A 19,908-nucleotide genomic window follows, 5' to 3' on the forward strand; every position below is an offset into this window, starting at 1 on the left:
CGTTTACACTTCTCCCTTCTCGTATTCGGAGAGCTTCTTACGCAGCTCTTCCAATTCTTTTTTCAAGGCTTTCTTCTCAATATCTTCCATCATAGAATCCAGACTGGATGCACCCGGAGCGGACTGGAAGCCGGCTCCCGAAGCACCTGCGCCGTATTGCGGCGGCTGGGTTCCGTAAGTATTACCGGTTGGATTACCGTACGGTGGACGGGGACCAAAGCGTTGATCCTCGTAGAAGTCCCGGCGTTTACCGCCGTAACCCGGATGCGGGCCGCTGCCCGGCCATCCGCCATGATAGTACGGATCGTGGGGCTGATATGGCTCCTTGGAGATCACCAAGGTAGCGATGAAGTAGATAAAGATCGTTGTCCCGCCGGTAAAAAATATGCTAAGAAAAGCGATCAACCGGAGCACGCCGACGTGAATTCCGAAATATTCTCCGAGCCCTCCGATCAAACCGCTGATCCAGCGATCCCGTCTGGATCGGTACAAGGGTCTTCCCATCGATTCTTACTCCTCTCGCTGGTTATTTAGCTTCTGCTTCAAGCGGGAGAGCTCCTGTTCCAGAGTCGATTGGATGGCGGAGCCGGCTTGGTTCAAGAAATCCGAACCCGCTCTCCGCAATTCGCGCAGGCTGCGGGCTTCCCATTCCATATCGGACACCCGGTCCTCCAAGCGATGGAACATCTTCGGCACATCCTGCACGCCGTAACCGTTCATCCGCTGGTTCATCCGCTGCTGTAAACGAAGCGTCTCCATTCTTGCATAGTAGTACTGCCGTTTGTTGTATACGACCTGATATTCGGTCTTCAATTCGTTTAGCTGGGCTTCTAATTCCTGCAGCGATTCTATGCTTTGCGTGTACAACTCGGTGTATTGTTCCACCTTTTCCTCGTACAGCATCTTCTCCTGCAGGGCCAGCTTCGCCAAGTGCTCCTCGCCTGCTTTCAAAGCAAGCAGCGCTTGTTCCTCACGTTTGTCGCGCATGACCTTGGCTTGATCGACCTGCTGCTTCAATTGCTTCGCATGTCCGCTGTATTGATAATGAAGCTTCTCGGCTTCCGCAATTTCCTGCCGCGTTTCTATCAGAAATTGGTCGATCAAGCGAACCGGATCCTGCGATTGTTCCAACTTCTCATTTAGAGTAGCTACCGTAATATCTCGTACTCGACGAAATACACTCATGACATCCTTCCCTCCTAACCTTTCGGTTCACATTCAAGTTCATCTGCATGTATTTAATCAATCAGTAACTCCGTTTGCCTCTTAAGGAAGAGATACCGTAAACGATTAATCCAATACCTAAGAGCGGAACGATCAGCCAGGCCAGCTTGGAGATCAAGGAAATGACCCCGAAAATCAACACCAGCCATCCGAAGAAGGCGTTCCCCCGTCGAATCCCGTAATAGCCGAGACCGATCATGACAATCGCAATCACCAGTCCGAACAGGCTGCCTAGGAAAGGAGTTAACTTGCCCAGCAGAATCAGTGCGCCAAGGGCAATCAGTACAATAGCAAATACATTCGGTCGATTGGTTCTCATTGAATATTTCACCGCCTCTCATTTGATCAACCTTATGTCTCTATTCTAGGATGATTACGGGTTATCCAAAACGGACTGGGGACGGTTTTTCACCCTAGACCTAAGTCGAGGATACGCTCAGCCTGGAGGAGGCGCAACTCGCAGCCTCCATATCGTAAACAATTGAACCAATTAAAAACTGGCACCGGTAAGTACCGATGCCAGTTCCTTTCACTTTGGGGCTGAGCTTTGGCGGTCGAACTCCTTCTTCAGGTCGTCCCGAACGCTTTGCTCCCATAAGGGGACTCCGCTGCGATAAGCAGCCCTGCCGTTCAAATGCCCGGCAACAGGAGCAGTAACAAACACAAACACAATGCCAAGAAGCAGCTTGGCGCTTGCATCGGCATAATCCAAATAAATCAAGAAGTAAAAGAAGGCGGCACCCAGAATAAACAATATACCCAGCGTCGTGCTTTTCGTGGCCGCATGCGAGCGTAAGTAAGTGTCAGGAAGACGCAGAAGTCCAAAGGTGCTAAGTGCACTAAGAAGCGCACCGAGTAGCACGATAATCCCAATCAAAACTTCACCTGTTTTCGTGATCTCCATCTTCGAACACGATCCCCCTTTCGATAAATCTAGCCAATGAGGCCGTACCGATAAATGTAAGAATGCCAATTAGCAAAATGATATCGATATAAGCTTTCGTTTGCTGGAACATGGAAAAAACAGCGATCATCGCCAGCATATTAATTCCGATGGAATCCAGACTCATAATCCGATCAGGCAGCGACGGCCCCTTAAGCAACCGAAACAAGCAACCGAAAATGGACAAGGACAGGATACCCAAAGCCAGATACAGAAAAGTCGACATCACTTGCGCGTCACCTCCATAATCGCCCGTTCAAACGAGCCGCGGATCTGATTAACCAGGAGCTCCGCATCTGCTACATCCATGGCATGAATATATAATGTGTTCGTGTTCCCATCCGACAAGACCTCAAGCGTGAGCGTCCCCGGAGTCAGCGTAATCAGGCAGGACAACAACGTAAGCTCCCAGTCACTTCTTAACTCGGTTGAGTAAGCGAAGATACCCGGTTGTATGTTCAACCTCGGACGTACGATTTGCCGAATCACCGTAATGCTGGAAACAACCAATTCCTTGTTAAACAACATCAATAGCTTCAGAATTGCCCAAACCTTTTTCAAATAAAAGTCGTTAGGCCAAATCCTTCTAAACAGGCCGATGAGTACCAGTCCGATCACAAAACCGATCAAAAATCCTGAAGCGGACCAGCTGCTATTCAAGAACATCCAGATGACGGCAATTAGAAGGTTCAGCAATATTTGCATAAACATACCATCTACTCCTCGTTCAAAATATCGGTCGGGGTGATAAGGCTCACCTCTTTAATACGGCTTCTACATATAATTCAGGAGTTACGAGGATACGACCTGCTTGCGATACGAAGGCATAGATCTCTTCGGCACCCAGTCCCATCCCGACGAGCAGCACAAGCAAGCCGAAGGTAATAGCCAATAAACCTTTAAAACTCTCCTCGCCGATTTCGCTGCGCTTTTCTTCCCCCAAAAAAGCCCCGATAAACACTCGAATTAAGGAATATAAAACCAACAGGCTTGAAAGGACCGCTACTGCGGTCAACAGAACATTTCCGGATTCCAGGCCTCCGCGGAGCATCAGCATTTTTCCCGGAAAACCGCTGAGTGGCGGTACTCCGACGAGTGCCAGCGTCACAATGAAGAACAACCATCCGAGCAATGGATAACGCTTGATCAGACCGCCCATTTCCCTTAAATCCTCCGTCCCGGCCGCTTTGATCAGCATACCGCCAAGCAGGAACAATAGCGCTTTGGCCAACATATCGTGCAGCAGGTAAAAGATCACCCCATCCATCGAGGCATGATTTCCGACGGCGATCCCAAAGCCGATAAAACCGATACCCAGGATCACGTTATAGTTAATGATCTTGTGAATATTGGTGTAAGCAACCGCGCCGATTCCGCCGAGAACCATCGTCGCCATCGCCATCAAGCCGATCCCGTCACGTATAAGGTCCGGTTGATAGGGGAAGAGGAGCGTTACCGTCCTTACGATGGCATATAACCCTACTTTGGTAAGCAAAGCGGCGAAAACCGCTCTAACCGCGGCAGGAGGCGCACTATACGAACCGGGAAGCCAAAAGAACAGCAGCAGACCTGCCTTCAGCGCGAACACAGTCAATAACATAACGGCAATCACCGTCAAGATCCCAGCTTGCTCAAGCTCCGCAATTCGTACGGACAGGTGAGCCATATTCAGCGTCCCCGTTACGGAGTACAAGTAAGCTACGGCAGCGACGAACAGCGCTGAAGAGACGATGTTAATCAAAATATACTTTAGGGTTTCCCGCAGTTGGCGTTTGGTCCCACCGAGTACAATCAGAGCATAGGAGGCGATAAGCATCACTTCAAAACAAACAAACAGATTGAACAAATCCCCAGTCAGAAACGACCCGCAAACGCCCACGATCAAGAACTGAAAGAAGGGATAGAAATAGTAGCGCTCCCGATCCTGGCCGATCGTCCGAAAGGCATATAACAAACAGGCCAAGCTGACAACAGAAGTGGACAGCACCAGCAGAGCAGCGAACATGTCCGCTACAAATATAATCCCGTAGGGTGGAAGCCACCCCCCCATATACAGGGTTTGAATCCCATCATGATGTACTTGGCGCACGATCAAACAGGATACCACGAGATGGATCAGCGAACCGACCAAACTTATCCAACGCTGAAGCATGATCCGGTTATGGCCAAAAATCAACGCCACCGCGGTGAGCAAAGGAATGATCAGCGGAAACACAAGCAGATTATTCATCCTCTTCCCCCCTTAGCTCCTCCATATCATCTGTCCCCAGCTTCTGATAGACCTTATAAGCCAAAACGAGAAAAAACGAAGTAACTCCAAAGCTAATGACGATCGATGTTAAAATGAGTGCCTGAGGAACAGGATCAACATAAGATGAAGCGTTCTCCCCGAGAAGTGGAGCCGCTCCGTTTTTCAACCGAGCCATCGTAAGCAGAAGCAGATGAACGCCATGCGTTAGCAAAGACGTCCCCAGGATGATTCGAAGCAGGTTTTTGGATAGGATGAGATACACCCCGACCATAAACAAAATGCCTACGGCCAAAGACATGATTAATTCCATGACTTTTTGTCCCCTCCTATCGATAATATGATCGTCATGGTTACGCCCACTACCGTCAAATAGACACCAAGGTCGAACAAGACAGCCGTTGCCAATTCAACATCGCCCAGAATCGGCAAATGGAAGTGATTAAAGGCGTGAGTCAAGAATGGCACATTAAACAAAAGTGAACCCAGGCCTGTAAGATAGGCGATTAGCAGCCCTACAGCGATCATTTTGCGAAAATCAACCGTAACAATATTGCCCATTGTCCCCTTCCCAAAAGCGAGTGCCAGCAATACCAGTGACGACGCCGTCATCAGTCCGCCTATAAACCCGCCGCCGGGATTGTTGTGTCCGGCCAGAAACAAAAATAGGGAGTAGATCAAGATAAGAAAAACAGTTACTCTGGAAGTTGTTTTAAAAATCACGTCATTTCTTTTGCGGACTGGCCTTGGTTCAAGCTTCCCATACGAAAGCTTAACTCCCAGGTGGTCAGATGCAAGACTAAGACGGATCATTGAAAAGATAGACAGTGCTGCAATTCCTAATACAGTAATCTCCAGCATTGTATCAAACCCGCGGAAATCCACGAGAATCACGTTAACCACATTATTACCGCCGCCCAATTCATAACTATTATCCAGGAAATAATCTGCGATCGATGCAAATGGCTTGACGCCCCCCGCACTAAGAGCGATCAGCGTCATCATGACACCAACCCCCAGTGAAATCATAAGCCGAGTCAGTTGAAATCTCTGGCTGTTTTTCTCCTTCTTCAGTTTGGGCAAGTGATAGAAACAGAGCAAAAACAACGTTACGGATACGGTCTCGACGATCATTTGAGTTAACGCCAAATCGGGGGCCCGGAAAATGACAAATAGCAACGTCACCATATAACCAACGGCGCCCGTCATGATGATTGCGGGAATTCGCGCAGAAGCAAACGGCACGGACAAGGCGGAAATCGCCAGTACGGCCACGATAACCATCTCATACAGGGTTACCGAAGAGTAATTCTCCATATTCAGCGAAAAGCTCTGCGTTGCAATCATCGTCCCCCCAAGAGAGGCAATGAGGAATACAAAGATATACATCAGATAACGCCGGACCGAACCGTTCATGTAACGGTCTGTCAATCGGCGCGACGATCGTTCCATTCCGCTTAATCCCAGGTCATAAACCCGATTTAACGTAAACGAACGCTCCCAAGTCTCTCTGATTGAACGGAACTTTCCATATCCGACATAAAGCAGTACGCCAGCTACGATGACACCGAGGGTCATAAACACTTCCGGGGTCCAACCGTGCCACATGCTGATGTGAACCTCAAAATGCTCACCGGCTGCAAGCAGTCCTGGATGCACCGCAGCGACTGCAGGAGCGATTAAGGTGTGCGAAAGAAAGTTAGGGTATAAACCAATCGTGACCGCCAATGCAACCAGGATCACGGGAGAAATCAGCATGCCTAGCGGGGCTTCATGCGGTTTTTTCTCAAGCTGGTCCGGTTTGAATTTTCCCGTAAACGTCTTGAACACGAGCACCATGCTGTACCCGAACGTAAATACGCTTCCGATCCAAGCAATGATCGGGAACAGGATGCGGAAAGTTTGAACATTCCAGATATCCAAACTCCAAACGTTCAACATTCCGGTGAAGAACATTTCCTTGCTCAAAAATCCATTAAACGGCGGAATACCTGCCATGGAAAATGCGCCGATTACTGCGATCGTAAACGTAATCGGCATCAGCGACATCAAGCCTCCGAGCCTGCGTATATCGCGGGTACCCGTCTCGTGATCCACAATCCCAACAACCATAAACAATGAGCCCTTAAAGATCGCGTGGTTAATGATGTGAAAAATAGCGGCGGTCGTAGCGGCGGTATATAGCATGCTGTTGCCGGCTACCGCACCGCCCGCTGAGCCAACGCCCAGCAAAGACATGATGAGCCCCAATTGACTTATGGTAGAAAAAGCAAGCATCCCTTTTAGATCATGCTGTTTAATCGCTCGAAACGAGGCGAAAATCATCGTGAACAAGCCCACAGCAGACAACAGCCAAAACCATGTGCCGTTCGCCCCAAAAACAGGCGTTAACCGAGCAACCAAATAAATCCCTGCCTTGACCATCGTGGCTGAATGCAAGTAGGCACTGACCGGGGTCGGTGCTTCCATAGCATCCGGTAGCCAGATGTGGAAGGGGAATTGCGCCGACTTTGTGAATGCACCGAGCAGTACGAGGACGAGAGCAGGAACAAATAACGGATGGTCAAAAACCACCCCATGCTGCACAATGATTCCTCGAATACTAAAGGTTCCCGTCATCACGTAAAGCATAAGGAAGCCGGTCAACATGGCCAGCCCCCCGAATACGGTGATCAGCATCGATTTTAACGCCCCGTAACGCGCCTCTTCTCTCATATGCCAGAAAGAGATCAACAGAAACGAAGAAATGCTGGTTAACTCCCAAAAGCCGTACAAGACCATCAGATTGTCGGAGATGACTACGCCGAGCATGGCTCCCATGAACAGGAACAAGAAGACGTAAAAGCGATGAACCGCTTCTTTATCTTTGTCCATATAATAAATGGAATACAACACGACCAGCGCACCCATGCCTGTAATCAACAAAGCGAACAGCAGAGCCAGACCGTCCAGATAGAACGAAAAATCGACATCGAGCGACGGCATCCAAAGCATCGCGGCAGAATAAGATTTCACTTCGTTTACGGCGGGAATGTGCGAAAGAAAGTACAAAAATAACAAAACCGGCAGCCATAGAACAAACCATCCGGGATGGATGCGGCTCATATTTTTCTTGCGCAACAACGGGATGAATGCGGCAATTAAAAATGGCGCCATGATAACAGCATGAAGTAGCGACAAACGAATACCCTCCAGTCCTCACAGATGTTCCAGATTTCTTTAGTGTTTCCATATTTCGCCTTCCAATTACTCCATGATCATACCTCCAGTATCCCTTAAAATAGACAAAAGGAGCCCAATTGGCAGGCTCCTCCGGTTCAATCCATAATTCAATTTTACAAATTTCCTGTATTAAATAATATAACGGCTTTCCATTACATTGTAAAGGTCTGTAATCAAGAGTTCGTATATCTTCAATCCTTATAGGGAATCACTTAATTATCGAAAGGAGTGATTCCGTGTTAAGGAAATTGTTCGTTTGCTGCAGTATATTTCTCATTGTCTTGGCAGCAGGCAGAGAACTGGAGTCCAGAGTTTCTGATTCACATTCGAATTTCATGATTCAGGAAGATCCAAATCGTCCGTTTCACATTCAAGTCCAGCGAGTATCTCCTTTTTCTTCAAGGGAATATATAAGAAAATCAAAACACATACAACCATAGAACAAAAGAAATTGCTAATCCAGCCAAGCAAACTTTGTTTGAGATCTGGTTCCACCTGAAATATAACTCCTCGATGTCAGAACTAATACCTGTTATAATAATTAATGTACATGCTGTAAATGCAGCCTCTACCGAGCCAGGAGGGCGATATGAAATATCAAGTAAGAGTTCATTTACTCAGAAAATCCAGTAGCAGTTCAAGGCCCCCTGTTTCAAATTTGATCCGCGTTACCGGAATTATTACTGGTGCATCACTTGCTTCTGTGAGCCTAGTGTTTTTCCTTATGCCTCATGGCATCGTAGTGGGAGGAATAACAGGTTTATCTGCCTTACTCGCACTACTTACTGAATTCAGACTTGCGCTGTTCCTGTTTTTTCTTAATGTTATAATTATGCTGCTTAATCGAAAAAAAAATTCTTTGTCTCGCGAAACTTTTACTGTCATAGGTTTGTCGGTCTTTTCATTGGGGACACTTGTACTCCGACCCTCCCCTTCTCTGACTATAGGGCCACTCCCGTCGGCGCTAATTGGAGGAGCCTTATTAGGGCTTGGATTTGGTTTAGCTCTCCGGTTTGAGGCAGAATTGGACATATTGAAAAAAACGATCGAACGTTCATTCGACGGTGAACTTTACCCACAATGGAGCCTATTGCTGCTAAACTGCATGATCCTGATTGGAGTTATCTTTCAATTTGGTTTAATGCAAGCCATCTATTCGGCAGTTGCGTACCTATCCTTTCTCGAAGCCTGCAAACTTCCTTTACAAGTGGGCTTCTTAACTCAAAAGGTCCGGATCAGCACCAAACATTGCGAAGATATTCAAAAAGAAATGCTACGTTACCTGAACTGTTCTTCTATCATCCTTAAAGAACCTGGAAAAACAGAAGACGGAATAGGGATTTTGGAATGTAAATGCCACACGCTGGAAAGGCCGCGTCTAATCTCCCTTGTGCAACAATGTGACCGTGAAAGTGAAATTAAGTTTTACTGAATTTTTACAACCGTCCTCTAAGGAAAGGATTATGCCCGGTTTCTTTTTCCGACGGCATCGCACCGGGCCCCCCGTCCACTTCCAGCAGCGGTTGAACGACCAGCTTCACCGGTCACTCTCCACTCTCGAAGATCACCCGGTATAAGCTCGGCGCGGTCGCTTTCCGGCAGCCCCACCCCTTGCAACGCTTTTTCCAGGCCTGCTCTGTGATCTTTCCACAACCGGGACTCCGGCAGATCGTACGCGCAGGACAAAGCTCCCATGATCGAAGCCAGATTGACCTGCGTCCCCAGCGATTGGACGTAAAGTGCTCAAGGGCGTTGTACGCCATTGCATCGAGAAAGGACTCAGTCCAAAACCATCATCATGGATTCCACTCACACCCTTGCTGCATCCCGGAAACAAAAAATCACTGAAAGTACTCAGCAACGCTGTCAAGCATCTGTTCCGCGTTGTGGTAAAGATGTTCTAGTAAGCCACCATCCCACCCTACTTAGGGCTTGCTGAACGATTCTTTAACCGAAACTCATGGCTAGGCGACTGCGAGATAGCAGCGTAAAAATGAGGCAAAAAAGAACGCGGAGCCTGCGCTCCAGGTTCATCACCAGAAGTTGCAGCGTAATCACGGATTCACTTGTCTTTGCAAGGCGTGCTCGAATACAGCCAAGCCCGTACTTGCGCTTGCCTTCTCCGAACTTGCCTTCGATTGCGTTTCGTTCTCCGGTATCCTGTTTGGCCACTTGCCTATCTTCGCTTGTCGGGCCGTTTTTCGGCTTGCGTCCCAGTGCCGGTCCGCTGAGCCGAATCCCATGCTGTTTGCAGAATCTCCGGTTTTCGCGTGTGCGGTAGATCTGATCCGCTTGGACGACAGCCGGATAGAATCCCATGCGGCTGCGATACTTCTCGATCACGTCCATGAGCGTCGTGCTCTCGTTGAAGTTATCCCAAGATAGCCGATCAAGGAACGCGTAGCCCTTCGTCATGCTTACCGCGATCTTGGCTCCGAACTCGACGCGCGCCTTGGCTTTCCCGCGCACGATCGGCCTGACATGCGGCTGATGAATGCTGACGATCCGGTCTTCCATCTGGTGGGAACGCTCGTTGTACATGTGAAGCTGCTGACGGTACAGTTCGTGAATCACCAGCAGGTCGCGATAGGCTTTGCGGCCAAGTAGCGTGAGCGGTTGCGACTTGGCTTGCTCGGCGATGATGGAGAGGTTCCGTCCAACGTAACCGAGTTGCCTCCTGATCGCTTTGCGAATCACTTTCGGCCCCGGTCTGCGTTGCTTGGAAACGGCCAGAAACTGTTTGCGCGCTTTTTCTCGGTACGTGCGCGGTTTCGCCATTTGTCCGATGACCGGCTCATGCAGCGTATCGATGATCGCTTCGAGCTTCTCCCGCGCTTCATTCAACAGATTCAGATCGGTCGGATACGCCACATCCGCCGGCGCACAGGTGGCATCCACCAGCACGGTCCCTTGATTCGGCTGCTCAGGGGCTTCCCATTCTGCGGTCGATTTCGGATGCGCTTCGCAAACAAGTTTATTCGTTTCAGAAACCTCTGACTTTGTAGCCATCGACTCCACGGGAGACGCTGCTTCTGACGATGCGACTTGCGATTGTGCAAACATGGTTTGCTGCTCGACTTCTTCATCAGAGGCGCGCTTCTTCGAGCGCTTCCCTTGGCCTTTACCGCCGCCGGTCGCGTTGTTGCTGTCATCATCATCTTTCGTTTCCTTCGCACCTTCGGTGGCGACGATCTCATTCAACTCTGCCAGCACGTCCGTCAGACGCTTGCGGAAATGCGTCATCATGGAGTGATGGAACGGTGGCTTCATGACGAATCCAGGCAGACCAATGAAGTATTGCATGTAAGGATTTTCGCTGATCGACTCCAACGTTTCTCTGTCGGTCAGTTGCATTCGCTCCTGAATGATGAGCGCACCGAGCCCCATCCGAAGACTGATCGTTTGCTGGCCGCGAAAGGTGTCTTTGAAAAATTGACCGTATGTTTTCTCAGCCTCCGCCCACGGCACCAACCGCGCCAACTGGACCCAGCGATTGTCCTCGTCCAGCTTTCCGCCAAAGGGCAGAAAGAAATCGCCAGGCAGGATCAATTGATTATCGAGGTGCGCGGTCGGCTTAAACATCTTCGTCACTCCATCTGCAAAGGTTTTAGGTGGTTTTCAAGCATTTCCTTTGCATATGATTTCGACAAATGGGCCTTAAAATCCTTGTTGTTATGCGGTTTTTGTTGTTTTTTTTTAGTGTTCAGCAAGCCCTACTTAGGAATTGATGATGGATTCAAATTGCTCGATATTTTTCTTTGATCCGATGATAACCATAATGTCGCCTTCATTAAGCTGATCCATCGCGGTGGGAGCAATCAGGATGCCGCTATTGCGGTGGATCGCCACGATGCTGCAGCCAAAGCGTGCCCGCATATTGAGGTCACCTATGCTTTTATGGTTCAAGCAAGCGGGAACTTTCATTTCTACGATGCTGTATTCCTTCGACAGTTCAATATAATCCAGCAAATTTGGAGTAACCAGCTGATGGGCCACACGAACCCCCATGTCGCGTTCCGGATAAATCACCCGATCCACCCCCAGCTTCTCTAAAGCTCGACCGTGCAGAAGGGAGATCGCCTTGGCAACTACCGTTTGAATGCCCAGGTCTTTGAGGAGAATGGCCGTCAGGATGCTCATTTGAATATCGGTGCCAATCGCCACGATGCCGCAATCGAAATTGCGAACCCCCAGCGACTTCAGCACCTCTTCTTCTGTAGCATCGGCGACAACCGTATGCGTGAGCCGATCGCCAAATTCTTCCACGATCTCTTCATTCCGGTCGATGCCCAGAACCTCATACCCTAACTCCATCAGTTTCAAGGCCAGACTCGAGCCGAAGCGCCCCAAGCCGATGATCACAAACTGCTGCTTTTTCATTTTTGCCCGTTTTCCCCTTATCCAATAATGATTTTGCCTTCTGGATGGCGGTACAGCTCTTTTCCTTTCTTCGGACCAAGCGCATAAGCAAGCGTCAGCGGCCCGAGCCGACCGGCGAACATGGTGAAGCTGATGATAATTTTACCGATAACCGTCAGTTTCCCCGTCAATCCCATCGTCAATCCGACCGTGCCGAAAGCCGAAGTGGTTTCAAACAAAATCGATAGAAAGCTCGCGTCCTCCGTGGTAGACAATACCATTGCCACTGCTATGACAAGGAATAAGGCTAGCATCGTGATCGTAAGCGCCTTGAAGACCCGTTCCCCGGCCATCCGGAATCGGAACAGGACCAGGTCAGTCCTTCCGCGAATCATTGAGCCAACCGAGCCGATCAGAATCGTAAATGTGGTCGTTTTAATACCGCCCCCCGTCGAGCCTGGGGAGGCTCCAATAAACATCAGGATGATCATAAAGAATTGCGTTGCCTGCCGCAATGCCCCAATATCCAGCGTGTTGGCTCCCGCCGTACGCGGTGTCACCGATTGGAAAAACGAACCCCAGATCTTGCCGCTCCAACTGAGTTGAGCAAGCGTCTTCGAGTTCGTGAACTCAAAGATGAAAATGACTATCGCCCCGATCACAATCAGCGCCAACGTCATCGTCAATACCACCCTCGAATGCAACGACAGCTTCCGCCGCTTTCGCAACTCAAATACGTCAGACAGTACAATAAATCCGATCCCTCCCGAGACGATCAGAAACATCGCAACAAAGTTCACGATCGGATCAGCAACGTACTTCGTGAAGCTTTGATATCCACCAAACAAGTCAAACCCGGCGTTATTGAACATTGAGACCGCGTGCCAAACTCCAAAATACAGCGCCCGACCAATCGGCATATCAAATGACCAGCGGATCGCAAACATCACCGCCGCACTGGATTCAATAAGGAGCGAATATAACAAAACTTTGCGGATTAAGCGTACGATTCCTTCAACAGAGTTTTGGTTCATCGCTTCTTGGAGGATGAGTCGGTCTTTTAACGATATTTTTCGTTTCAGGACAAGGGAAAACAAAGTGGCCATGGTCATAAACCCAAGCCCTCCAATCTGGATTAGGAGGATGATCACGACTTGTCCAAATGTTGAAAAATAGGTGCCGGTATCGACTACGACCAACCCCGTAACACAAGTTGCTGAAGTAGCCGTGAACAATGCGTCGACAAACGGAAGGGGTTCCCCGGTTGTGCTGGAAATTGGCAACATGAGCAGCAACGCCCCCAGCAAAATAATGAGCGCAAAGCCGATCACCAATATCTGCGGCGGAGAAAGGTTGATTTTCCTGGAATGCAATGCGTTCACCTCATCGTCGTTCTGAAAAAGAACAAAAGAAAAAAAGCACTGGAAATCCAATGCCTTTCGGTGTTTGGTTCCTGATGCACAGGCCTACGAGGTTAGCTGACGGATTCGGACATGCCCAGTTGCCCTATTCGCGGACGCTTCATCCTCCCATATATGAAGTTGAAGCTCCGGGAAATTCACCCCAAAATATATGGTTCCCCCGTTTTCATTACGAAATTCGGCCAATCTTTTCAATTGTTTTCATTCATTTTTGTCAAATGGATTATATCCTTTATTGCGTCTCGCCACAAAGCTCTATTTTCAAGAAAAAGACCAGAAAAAGACGAAATAAGGAATTGTGCAGATCAACTTCGCCCCCAATCTAAATGATGCGTAGACTTGCCAAAGTTATTGCCGTTTCTCGTCATTTTTACTTTTCGTCTGGCGGGTAATTTTGTATTGACTATAATAAAGTACATTGTTTACTTGCAATTAATGGATTTTTCCAGCGTTGCTAAGCTGGAAGGCCAGCAAAAGACGAAGGAAGCCCCTGTATGCGTCGGAAAAGGATTCCCCTGGATGTATAAAAAGATGGTTCGTTCGCCACTTTATCTCGAACGTGGGACCCAGTCAGTAGCTGTTCTCGTCATGGAGAAGCCAAAAGTGCGAATTCTACCGTCAGTTCAAGGTCTTCGTGTTTACATCAGAATATATCCGAAGAAGAATTACTCGACCTTGCAAAGAAAAAAATGGAAAGGCAAATTCGTCTGACTTACCTTAAGGGCTTTATGCGTGAGGTCGATATCTACAATTTGGCAGAACCGCTGTATCGACACCATCCCGAGTTATGGCATCGGATGGAGACCAAACATCATTTTGTTTTGCATCAGGATGCGTTACGAAATGTAAGTATCCATGTCCAATTAACTAATACAGGAAGATACAAGTTAAAGCCTGGTCACCATTCCAGAAGATAATTGTGTTTTCGAAGACGTTGTCCTTCTGCAATACGTCTTCAACTAAAATATCCGTATCCGTTCAACCGGAGGTGGAGTGGTAATGAAAGCGGCAGAATTCATGTCAACTCCAGTCTATACAGTTTCAAGAAGCTTTCATTTACACCTAAAAAAGTCCCGTTCTCCTTAAGACAAGGAAATCGGGACTTGCACTCAGACTTTAAATCTTCCAACTAACGCTTTCAGGGAATCTGACATTTCGTTAAGCTGGAGAGCGGTTTGGAACATTTCACGACTTGTGGCCGCCTGCTCTTCAGTCATAGCTGAGACCTCTTCAGCGAACGAGGCGGTCTCTTCAGTAATCCTCGTGATCTCTCTAATAGAACCTTCGATCGCTTTGCTCCCGACAGACATTTGCCCCACAGAAGAAGCAACATCCATAACTTGAACACTCAAACTGTCCACTTCGTTCGTAATAGTCTGGAAAGAATCTCCAGCTTTCAACATGGCTTGAATCCCGTCCTTGACGCCACGACTGTTCTCTTCTAGCTTTTGGACCAGTCCGTTTATTCCGTTTAACATCACTTCGATAGTTTCATGAATTTCACGAGTCGAATACGCCGCCTGATCTGCCAGTTTGCGGATTTCTCCGGCTACGACGGCAAAACCTTGGCCTTGATCGCCAGCGCGCGCCGCCTCAATAGCAGCGTTCAGTGACAGCAAATTGGTCTGGGTGGAGACCTCCTGAATATATGTAACGACATCCCGTATTTTCTCGGACAACGATGCCAGTTCTAGAGCTGAAGCTTGAATGTCGGAAAATGTTTCTTCCATCTTGCTTATTTTTTTCGCAGTATCACGCATCTCACCGGCACTTCTCGTAGCGACGGATTGTGCTCGTTTAGCAAGTTTGGAAGCATCGACTGACGTCACAGCAACCTGTTCCAGTCCAGATACCATTTGTTGCAAGATCGCAGACATCTCTTGCGCCTGTGAGACTTGGTGCTCTGCCCCCTGCGCTACGCGTCTAACTGATTCAGATATTTGATCGGCGGAATTGGCTCCCTCTTCTGCACCAGCCTTCAATATGGATGAGGATCGTTCCAATTCCAGAGTGTTGCCTTGTATATCAGTGATCATATTTTGGAGACTGGATAACATTAAATTGGTTTGATCCGCCAAATCTTTTGTTTCATCTTTGGTTTTTACTGTAATTCGTTTTGTCAGGTTGCCACCGGAAGAAGCGATTTCAGCAATCGCTTTTTCTACTTTACGTACGTTCTTGGTTGTTAGTGTACCTGTAAAGATGGCAGAGATTACAGATACGATGAGAATTATAAAGAAAGAACCGTACAGTTGTAACCGGAGTTGACCATTTTTCTTTTCAAGATCCGCTACTCTCTTCATCGTAAGCTGCTTTTCCATGGAACGAAATGACGAAAGCTGCTCACGTATGGAATCCATAGCCTCTTTCCCCGGGTCGTTCTGAAAAAACTGCTGAATGCCTTTGTTGTCATTGGCCTTTTTTAATGTAATTGCTTCCTCGCCTGAGCTTTGAATCCAGTGTTCGACATTTTCACGAATAGCTTTCAAATTCTCTTGTTGGTCAGGATTATCTGCAACAAGCTGATAGAGGGCATCATAATGCCTCTGCCAGTTAACTTTGCCATTGGTGTAAGGTTCCAGATATTTGTTTTCACCGGTTATAACAAATCCTCTTTGACCAGTTTCCATATCCACCAAATCCTTCTCGATGGACTGGGCAAGACTATGTACCTGCATGTCATGATCCGTAATCAATCGCGTCTCTCTCTCAAAAGAAGATAGTTGTTGAATTACGCTGATAAGAGCAAAGACAAAAAAAATGACAACCACGAGAAAGCCAAGCCCAATCTTGTTCTGTATACGGTTAAAACGAATGAATAGATTTTTCATAAATAATAGATTTCCCCTTGATGTAAAGTAGAATTCAGATCAGGACATTGTGAAATATTGAACAGCCTCTTTGCCATTCTCAGCTTCCGCTATTACTTCAAAACCACTTTCCTTTACAATCTCTTTCAGCATCATCCTCATAAACGCTGTATCATCAGCAATCCATTATTTTGAACATAAAATCCTCCTTATGCAAGGTTATTCCAAAGGTTTATTGATTTAAATCACATTATACACGAAAACAACATCGGGTTCATATTTCCTAAAAGTAGTACTCATAATCTCCAATCAACTGCAATAACAGATCGGACTTTGAAAGCCAACTATTGAGAGAAAGTCATCGAGTGTGCTCAGCTGTAATGCTCGACGATTTCTAAATAAGGGTAGCCTGGTTCATTGTTTTGAGGCACCATAATCCGTGATCGATAACTTAATCTCAAAAGTCACAGGTGTTTGGCTAAAGACGTCGTCCCAATGATTTTCAACCCTCCTCCAATATTTAGGATTCGCAATCCTCAAGCTATCACCAAATCCAGCCACATCCGTTTTATATTTTGACTGTATCTTCTGCATTGTCGCATTGATCATCTGGTTTAGCCTATTTTCAGAAGCTTTTTTCGCCCTATCCAAAAATTCCGGTTTGGAGGGATCTTCTTCAATATCCCAATTTTCAATTAAACGGCCTTTCGATTCAATCGTGACATAAAAGGAAAGGCGACCTTCTTCAATCTGAGGAATAATTCGGGATTTCTCGCTTTCAATTTCGTAGGTTAGTGGTTCATTGCGTCAATCATAGGTTTTAATGCCCCCCTTCAATATCGCCTTGAATCCAGGCAATGCTTTCTACGTCTGTTTGATCCAATGTACCGATCCATTTGCCAGTAGCCCCTTTAATAATCCCGGCGCCCGTAAACAGTATTTCGTCTCCGCGTTTAGACACCTCCTGCAAAAGGAAGCTCTGCTTGGATCCTAACCTTTCATTCAGCTCAGTCAGATTCACTTCTTTCATGATTTTGCTGGTTCTAAAGCGCCCACGAGGAGTATCTCTCAATATGAAGGCCGGGACTTCTCCAGGATGTCCCGTCTCTAATGTTTCCCTCGCCAACTTTTTGCTTAAAAGCACGATACAACTAGGCCGTATATCGTTATCTCGAAGCACGAAATCCATCAGCTTGTCAATACTTTGGTTTCGAACCAAGGTGGTGGATACTACAATCACCTTTAAATGATGGCCAATGACTGCCCGCTCCAATCGAAGAGAATACTGCCGCATGATTTCCAGAAGAGAATCCCCGATTTCTGAAGTATTCAACCTGAATTTCGAACGTATCGCTTCGAGCTTCGGCGGCATCAAAATCTTCCTGGCTTTTCTCGAAAAAATCAAACTGCCGGAGGCGATGTGCTGCTGAGGCGCTTTCTCGGCGGACGCTGCCCGCATTACAGTCTGCTGTACAAGGAATTGATCCGGCTTGGGCGTTCCTGTCCCTCTCTGGATAACGAACTGCGGAGGCTGAATCAAGAGATCATTCGACCCTGCTTGCCACCTGAGCTGATTCTCGATCTGGATTCCACGGTGGAGACCGTGTACGGCGATCAGTCCAACGCGGCCAAGGGCACGAATCCGCATAAGCCCGGACGCAAAAGCTATCATCCCCTGCTCGCTTTTGAAGGTCAGAGCCGGCTTAGCTTGAACGCCGTGCTTCGACCGGGAAATACGCATTCCTCCACCGATGCCACCGAATTCTTAAATCAAACGTTTGGCCTGATTGGAGAACACAAGGTGAAGTACGCAAGGTTCGACAAAGGTTTTGGTGGTGAAGATTTTTACAGCTTGTGGGAGCAGCACCGCATCGGCTATGTCGGCAAACTCAAATGGACCAAGCGACTGGCGGCTGAAGTCGGGACTTGCCGCTACTGGACACGTTATGTTGACGAGGACTGGATCATCGAAGGCATCACCTTGATTTACAAAGCAACGTCTTGGAAAAGGTCCCCCCGCGTAGCGGTCATTCGTAAGGCGCAAGTGTGCGTTGACGACCAGAGCCGCATCGTGTTTGACGAAGATTGGCAATACGAAGCGATCGTGACCAATCTGGATTGGGAACCGATCGATTTGTGGCGCTTCTACAACCAACGCTGCTGCATGGAAAATTACATCAAGGAAGCTAAGAACGGGTTTTCCATCGATCGCATTGCGACAGGTGATTTTAAAGCCAATGGTCTGGATCTGCTGATCAAGCTGCTTGCCTACAATTTGTTCGAGCGCTTCAAACGTAACTGCTGTGAGCCAGTCCATCAAGGCTATACGATTGCCCGGTTCCGTCTGGAGTTCTTTTATTGCGCCGCGACGCTCATTCGGCATGGCCGCTCTGTCATACTAAAGCTTGCGAAGGACTTTCCCAGCCGTCATGTCTGGAAACGAATCGAGGTTCGAGTGGCGCAGTTAGAGTGATGATCAGCAAAATTTTACATGGAAATATGGACTGCCTCTTCATTGGGGAGGGGGAAAGACCATCTGTTGCAAGCTTCTGTCTCCACTGGGCATGGAAAACTCCTACATTTTTACATCTTAAGTCGCCATTGCTTTAGCATCTTGCACTGATCTTATGCGCTTTCGAAATTCAGGTTCATTATCCTGAATGAAAGTCCATAAGATCAAGGTCCGGTGCTGGCGTAAGGGATCATCCACTTAATTTTAAGAAGGAGTTTCTCATGCCCCCGCAAGCTAATGCAGATAGTTTTTCCTCTGCCTTAAGGGGCACTCTGATTATCCATGTGAAGTTTGAGAAAACCAGTTGCTTTTGCATCATGCGCTTACAGGCATAGCGAAACGAAGTCTCTAATCAGTTTGAGCACGACCGATCGACTATGCCGAATGGGGAGTTTGCTGTGGGAATTTCGGATAAGCCAAATACGCTGATCGCCACCGCAATGGCAAGTTTGAAATTGATCAACGATACAAATAATACGATACGGATTTACAACACGGATGGAAACTGAACAATTTCCCTGCCTTCATTCTGGAATAAACCGTAAATCCTGACGTCTGAAGGCATTAATGGATGATTGCGCAGCATTTCAACACTTCGGTGTACGCTCTCATGCACAAATTTGCCGCCTGCCAGCCATTCCTTCAAGCTGATATTGGGGAATTCGATCTGGTTACTGCTGAATAAATAATCTATTACTTGCAGTTTATCTCTAAATTCCAAGTTCCTGTAAAGGTGATCGTATAAATTCGGGGCATCATCAATATTATAATGCTGCTCATGTACCCCGACCACATAAATGTCTTTGATACCTTCACTATATACTAGTAATAGTATGGTCCGCATTAAATCGCCGTACTGATGAACAATCAATGGACCTGCAGCATGCAACGTCACTATGCCTTCCGGTTTAGTCCGAATCACTTCATATATCTCGGATTCAATTTTTTGGTTAATTCCTGTCAACAGCAGTATTTTTTGTTGGTTTATATCCATCGAATCACCTCCTTCGAGCGGTTTGAAACAAGTTTCTCCAAATTGCTTGCAAGCTTGAACAACATCACTCGCTCACCGGTCTGGGTGCTGACATCAGTGAAGAAGCTCAACACTTCCAGACCGGTGATATCCAGGATAATTTTTTTTGAATATCAAGTTGCCTCAGCAAATCCTT

At 47.5% G+C, this 19,908-nt stretch carries 19 protein-coding genes, 1 pseudogene and 1 riboswitch; of the genes and pseudogenes, 3 read left to right on the forward strand and 17 right to left on the reverse strand.

Features of this window, described 5'->3' with window-relative positions; translation table 11 throughout:
* Positions 1-3: 3 nt before the first annotated feature.
* The 9 genes from ACL02P_RS13205 to ACL02P_RS13245 all read right to left on the reverse strand — a co-directional run bounded on the left by ACL02P_RS13205 (position 4) and on the right by ACL02P_RS13245 (position 7,595).
* Positions 4-504 carry a PspC domain-containing protein gene (locus ACL02P_RS13205; protein WP_412837458.1) on the reverse strand — a complete coding sequence of 167 codons (501 nt, stop codon included), beginning with the start codon at positions 502-504 and terminating at the stop codon, positions 4-6.
* A gap of 6 nt (positions 505-510) precedes the next feature.
* Entirely contained in the window at positions 511-1,185 is a 675-nt protein-coding gene (locus ACL02P_RS13210) for a PspA/IM30 family protein (protein ID WP_323077731.1), read from the reverse strand.
* A 61-nt stretch (positions 1,186-1,246) separates the two neighbouring features.
* Positions 1,247-1,543 carry a hypothetical protein gene (locus tag ACL02P_RS13215; RefSeq protein WP_036644963.1) on the reverse strand — a complete coding sequence of 99 codons (297 nt, stop codon included), beginning with the start codon at positions 1,541-1,543 and terminating at the stop codon, positions 1,247-1,249.
* Positions 1,544-1,753: 210 nt separating this feature from the next.
* Positions 1,754-2,128: a monovalent cation/H(+) antiporter subunit G gene (gene mnhG, locus ACL02P_RS13220; RefSeq protein WP_009224712.1), complete on the reverse strand. Its 375-nt coding sequence runs from the start codon at positions 2,126-2,128 to the stop codon at positions 1,754-1,756.
* Positions 2,106-2,396 carry a Na(+)/H(+) antiporter subunit F1 gene (locus tag ACL02P_RS13225; RefSeq protein ID WP_009224711.1) on the reverse strand — a complete coding sequence of 97 codons (291 nt, stop codon included), beginning with the start codon at positions 2,394-2,396 and terminating at the stop codon, positions 2,106-2,108. Before ACL02P_RS13225 ends, mnhG begins: the two co-directional genes overlap by 23 nt.
* Entirely contained in the window at positions 2,393-2,878 is a 486-nt protein-coding gene (locus ACL02P_RS13230; protein WP_009224710.1) for a Na+/H+ antiporter subunit E, read from the reverse strand. Before ACL02P_RS13230 ends, ACL02P_RS13225 begins: the two co-directional genes overlap by 4 nt.
* A gap of 43 nt (positions 2,879-2,921) precedes the next feature.
* Complete coding sequence (locus ACL02P_RS13235; protein ID WP_009224709.1) at positions 2,922-4,397, reverse strand: Na+/H+ antiporter subunit D; 1,476 nt, start codon at positions 4,395-4,397, stop codon at positions 2,922-2,924.
* Positions 4,390-4,728, reverse strand: a complete 339-nt coding sequence (locus ACL02P_RS13240) for a Na(+)/H(+) antiporter subunit C (protein WP_009224708.1) — start codon at positions 4,726-4,728, stop codon at positions 4,390-4,392. Before ACL02P_RS13240 ends, ACL02P_RS13235 begins: the two co-directional genes overlap by 8 nt.
* Positions 4,719-7,595, reverse strand: a complete 2,877-nt coding sequence (locus ACL02P_RS13245; RefSeq protein ID WP_009224707.1) for a Na+/H+ antiporter subunit A — start codon at positions 7,593-7,595, stop codon at positions 4,719-4,721. The genes ACL02P_RS13240 and ACL02P_RS13245 overlap by 10 nt, the downstream gene beginning before the upstream one ends.
* Positions 7,596-8,226: 631 nt before the next feature.
* On the opposite strand from ACL02P_RS13245, the gene ACL02P_RS13250 reads away from it, so the two are divergent.
* A complete protein-coding gene (locus ACL02P_RS13250; RefSeq protein ID WP_412837459.1) occupies positions 8,227-9,069 on the forward strand; it encodes a YitT family protein in 843 nt (280 codons plus the stop codon).
* Positions 9,070-9,584: 515 nt separating this feature from the next.
* Here ACL02P_RS13250 and ACL02P_RS13255 read toward each other — a convergent pair.
* The 3 genes from ACL02P_RS13255 to ACL02P_RS13265 form a co-directional block, all read right to left on the reverse strand.
* Complete coding sequence (locus ACL02P_RS13255; RefSeq protein ID WP_412837460.1) at positions 9,585-11,219, reverse strand: IS5-like element ISPaen2 family transposase; 1,635 nt, start codon at positions 11,217-11,219, stop codon at positions 9,585-9,587.
* 135 nt (positions 11,220-11,354) lie between these two features.
* Entirely contained in the window at positions 11,355-12,017 is a 663-nt protein-coding gene (locus tag ACL02P_RS13260) for a potassium channel family protein (protein WP_412837461.1), read from the reverse strand.
* 17 nt (positions 12,018-12,034) lie between these two features.
* Positions 12,035-13,378 carry a TrkH family potassium uptake protein gene (locus ACL02P_RS13265; protein WP_412837462.1) on the reverse strand — a complete coding sequence of 448 codons (1,344 nt, stop codon included), beginning with the start codon at positions 13,376-13,378 and terminating at the stop codon, positions 12,035-12,037.
* A 66-nt stretch (positions 13,379-13,444) separates the two neighbouring features.
* A riboswitch (cyclic di-AMP (ydaO/yuaA leader) is annotated at positions 13,445-13,611 on the reverse strand.
* A 145-nt stretch (positions 13,612-13,756) separates the two neighbouring features.
* Between ACL02P_RS13265 and ACL02P_RS13270 the strand changes: the two genes are divergently transcribed.
* Positions 13,757-14,128 carry a hypothetical protein gene (locus ACL02P_RS13270; RefSeq protein ID WP_412837463.1) on the forward strand — a complete coding sequence of 124 codons (372 nt, stop codon included), beginning with the start codon at positions 13,757-13,759 and terminating at the stop codon, positions 14,126-14,128.
* A gap of 398 nt (positions 14,129-14,526) precedes the next feature.
* Here the strand turns inward: ACL02P_RS13270 and ACL02P_RS13275 are convergent, their stop codons facing one another.
* The 3 genes from ACL02P_RS13275 to ACL02P_RS13285 all read right to left on the reverse strand — a co-directional run bounded on the left by ACL02P_RS13275 (position 14,527) and on the right by ACL02P_RS13285 (position 17,599).
* Positions 14,527-16,248, reverse strand: coding sequence for a methyl-accepting chemotaxis protein (locus ACL02P_RS13275; RefSeq protein ID WP_412837464.1), 1,722 nt, complete (start codon positions 16,246-16,248; stop codon positions 14,527-14,529).
* Between the two features lie 393 nt (positions 16,249-16,641).
* Positions 16,642-17,010, reverse strand: a complete 369-nt coding sequence (locus ACL02P_RS13280) for a Ger(x)C family spore germination C-terminal domain-containing protein (RefSeq protein WP_412838246.1) — start codon at positions 17,008-17,010, stop codon at positions 16,642-16,644.
* 37 nt (positions 17,011-17,047) lie between these two features.
* The gene (locus ACL02P_RS13285) at positions 17,048-17,599 is read right to left on the reverse strand and encodes a hypothetical protein (RefSeq protein ID WP_412838283.1); all 552 of its coding nucleotides are present in this window, start codon (positions 17,597-17,599) and stop codon (positions 17,048-17,050) included.
* Between ACL02P_RS13285 and ACL02P_RS13290 the strand changes: the two are divergent.
* Positions 17,520-18,700, forward strand: a pseudogene (locus ACL02P_RS13290) (IS1380 family transposase). The gene ACL02P_RS13285 and the pseudogene ACL02P_RS13290 overlap by 80 nt on opposite strands.
* Before the next feature lie 526 nt (positions 18,701-19,226).
* Here ACL02P_RS13290 and ACL02P_RS13295 read toward each other — a convergent pair.
* Positions 19,227-19,733, reverse strand: a complete 507-nt coding sequence (locus tag ACL02P_RS13295) for a hypothetical protein (RefSeq protein ID WP_412837465.1) — start codon at positions 19,731-19,733, stop codon at positions 19,227-19,229.
* A complete protein-coding gene (locus ACL02P_RS13300) occupies positions 19,724-19,873 on the reverse strand; it encodes a Na-translocating system protein MpsC family protein (RefSeq protein ID WP_412838247.1) in 150 nt (49 codons plus the stop codon). The genes ACL02P_RS13295 and ACL02P_RS13300 overlap by 10 nt, the downstream gene beginning before the upstream one ends.
* Between the last annotated feature and the right edge of the window lie 35 nt (positions 19,874-19,908).

The organism is Paenibacillus sp. MB22_1 (genome assembly GCF_047200555.1).
Classification (GTDB): domain Bacteria; phylum Bacillota; class Bacilli; order Paenibacillales; family Paenibacillaceae; genus Fontibacillus; species Fontibacillus phoenicis.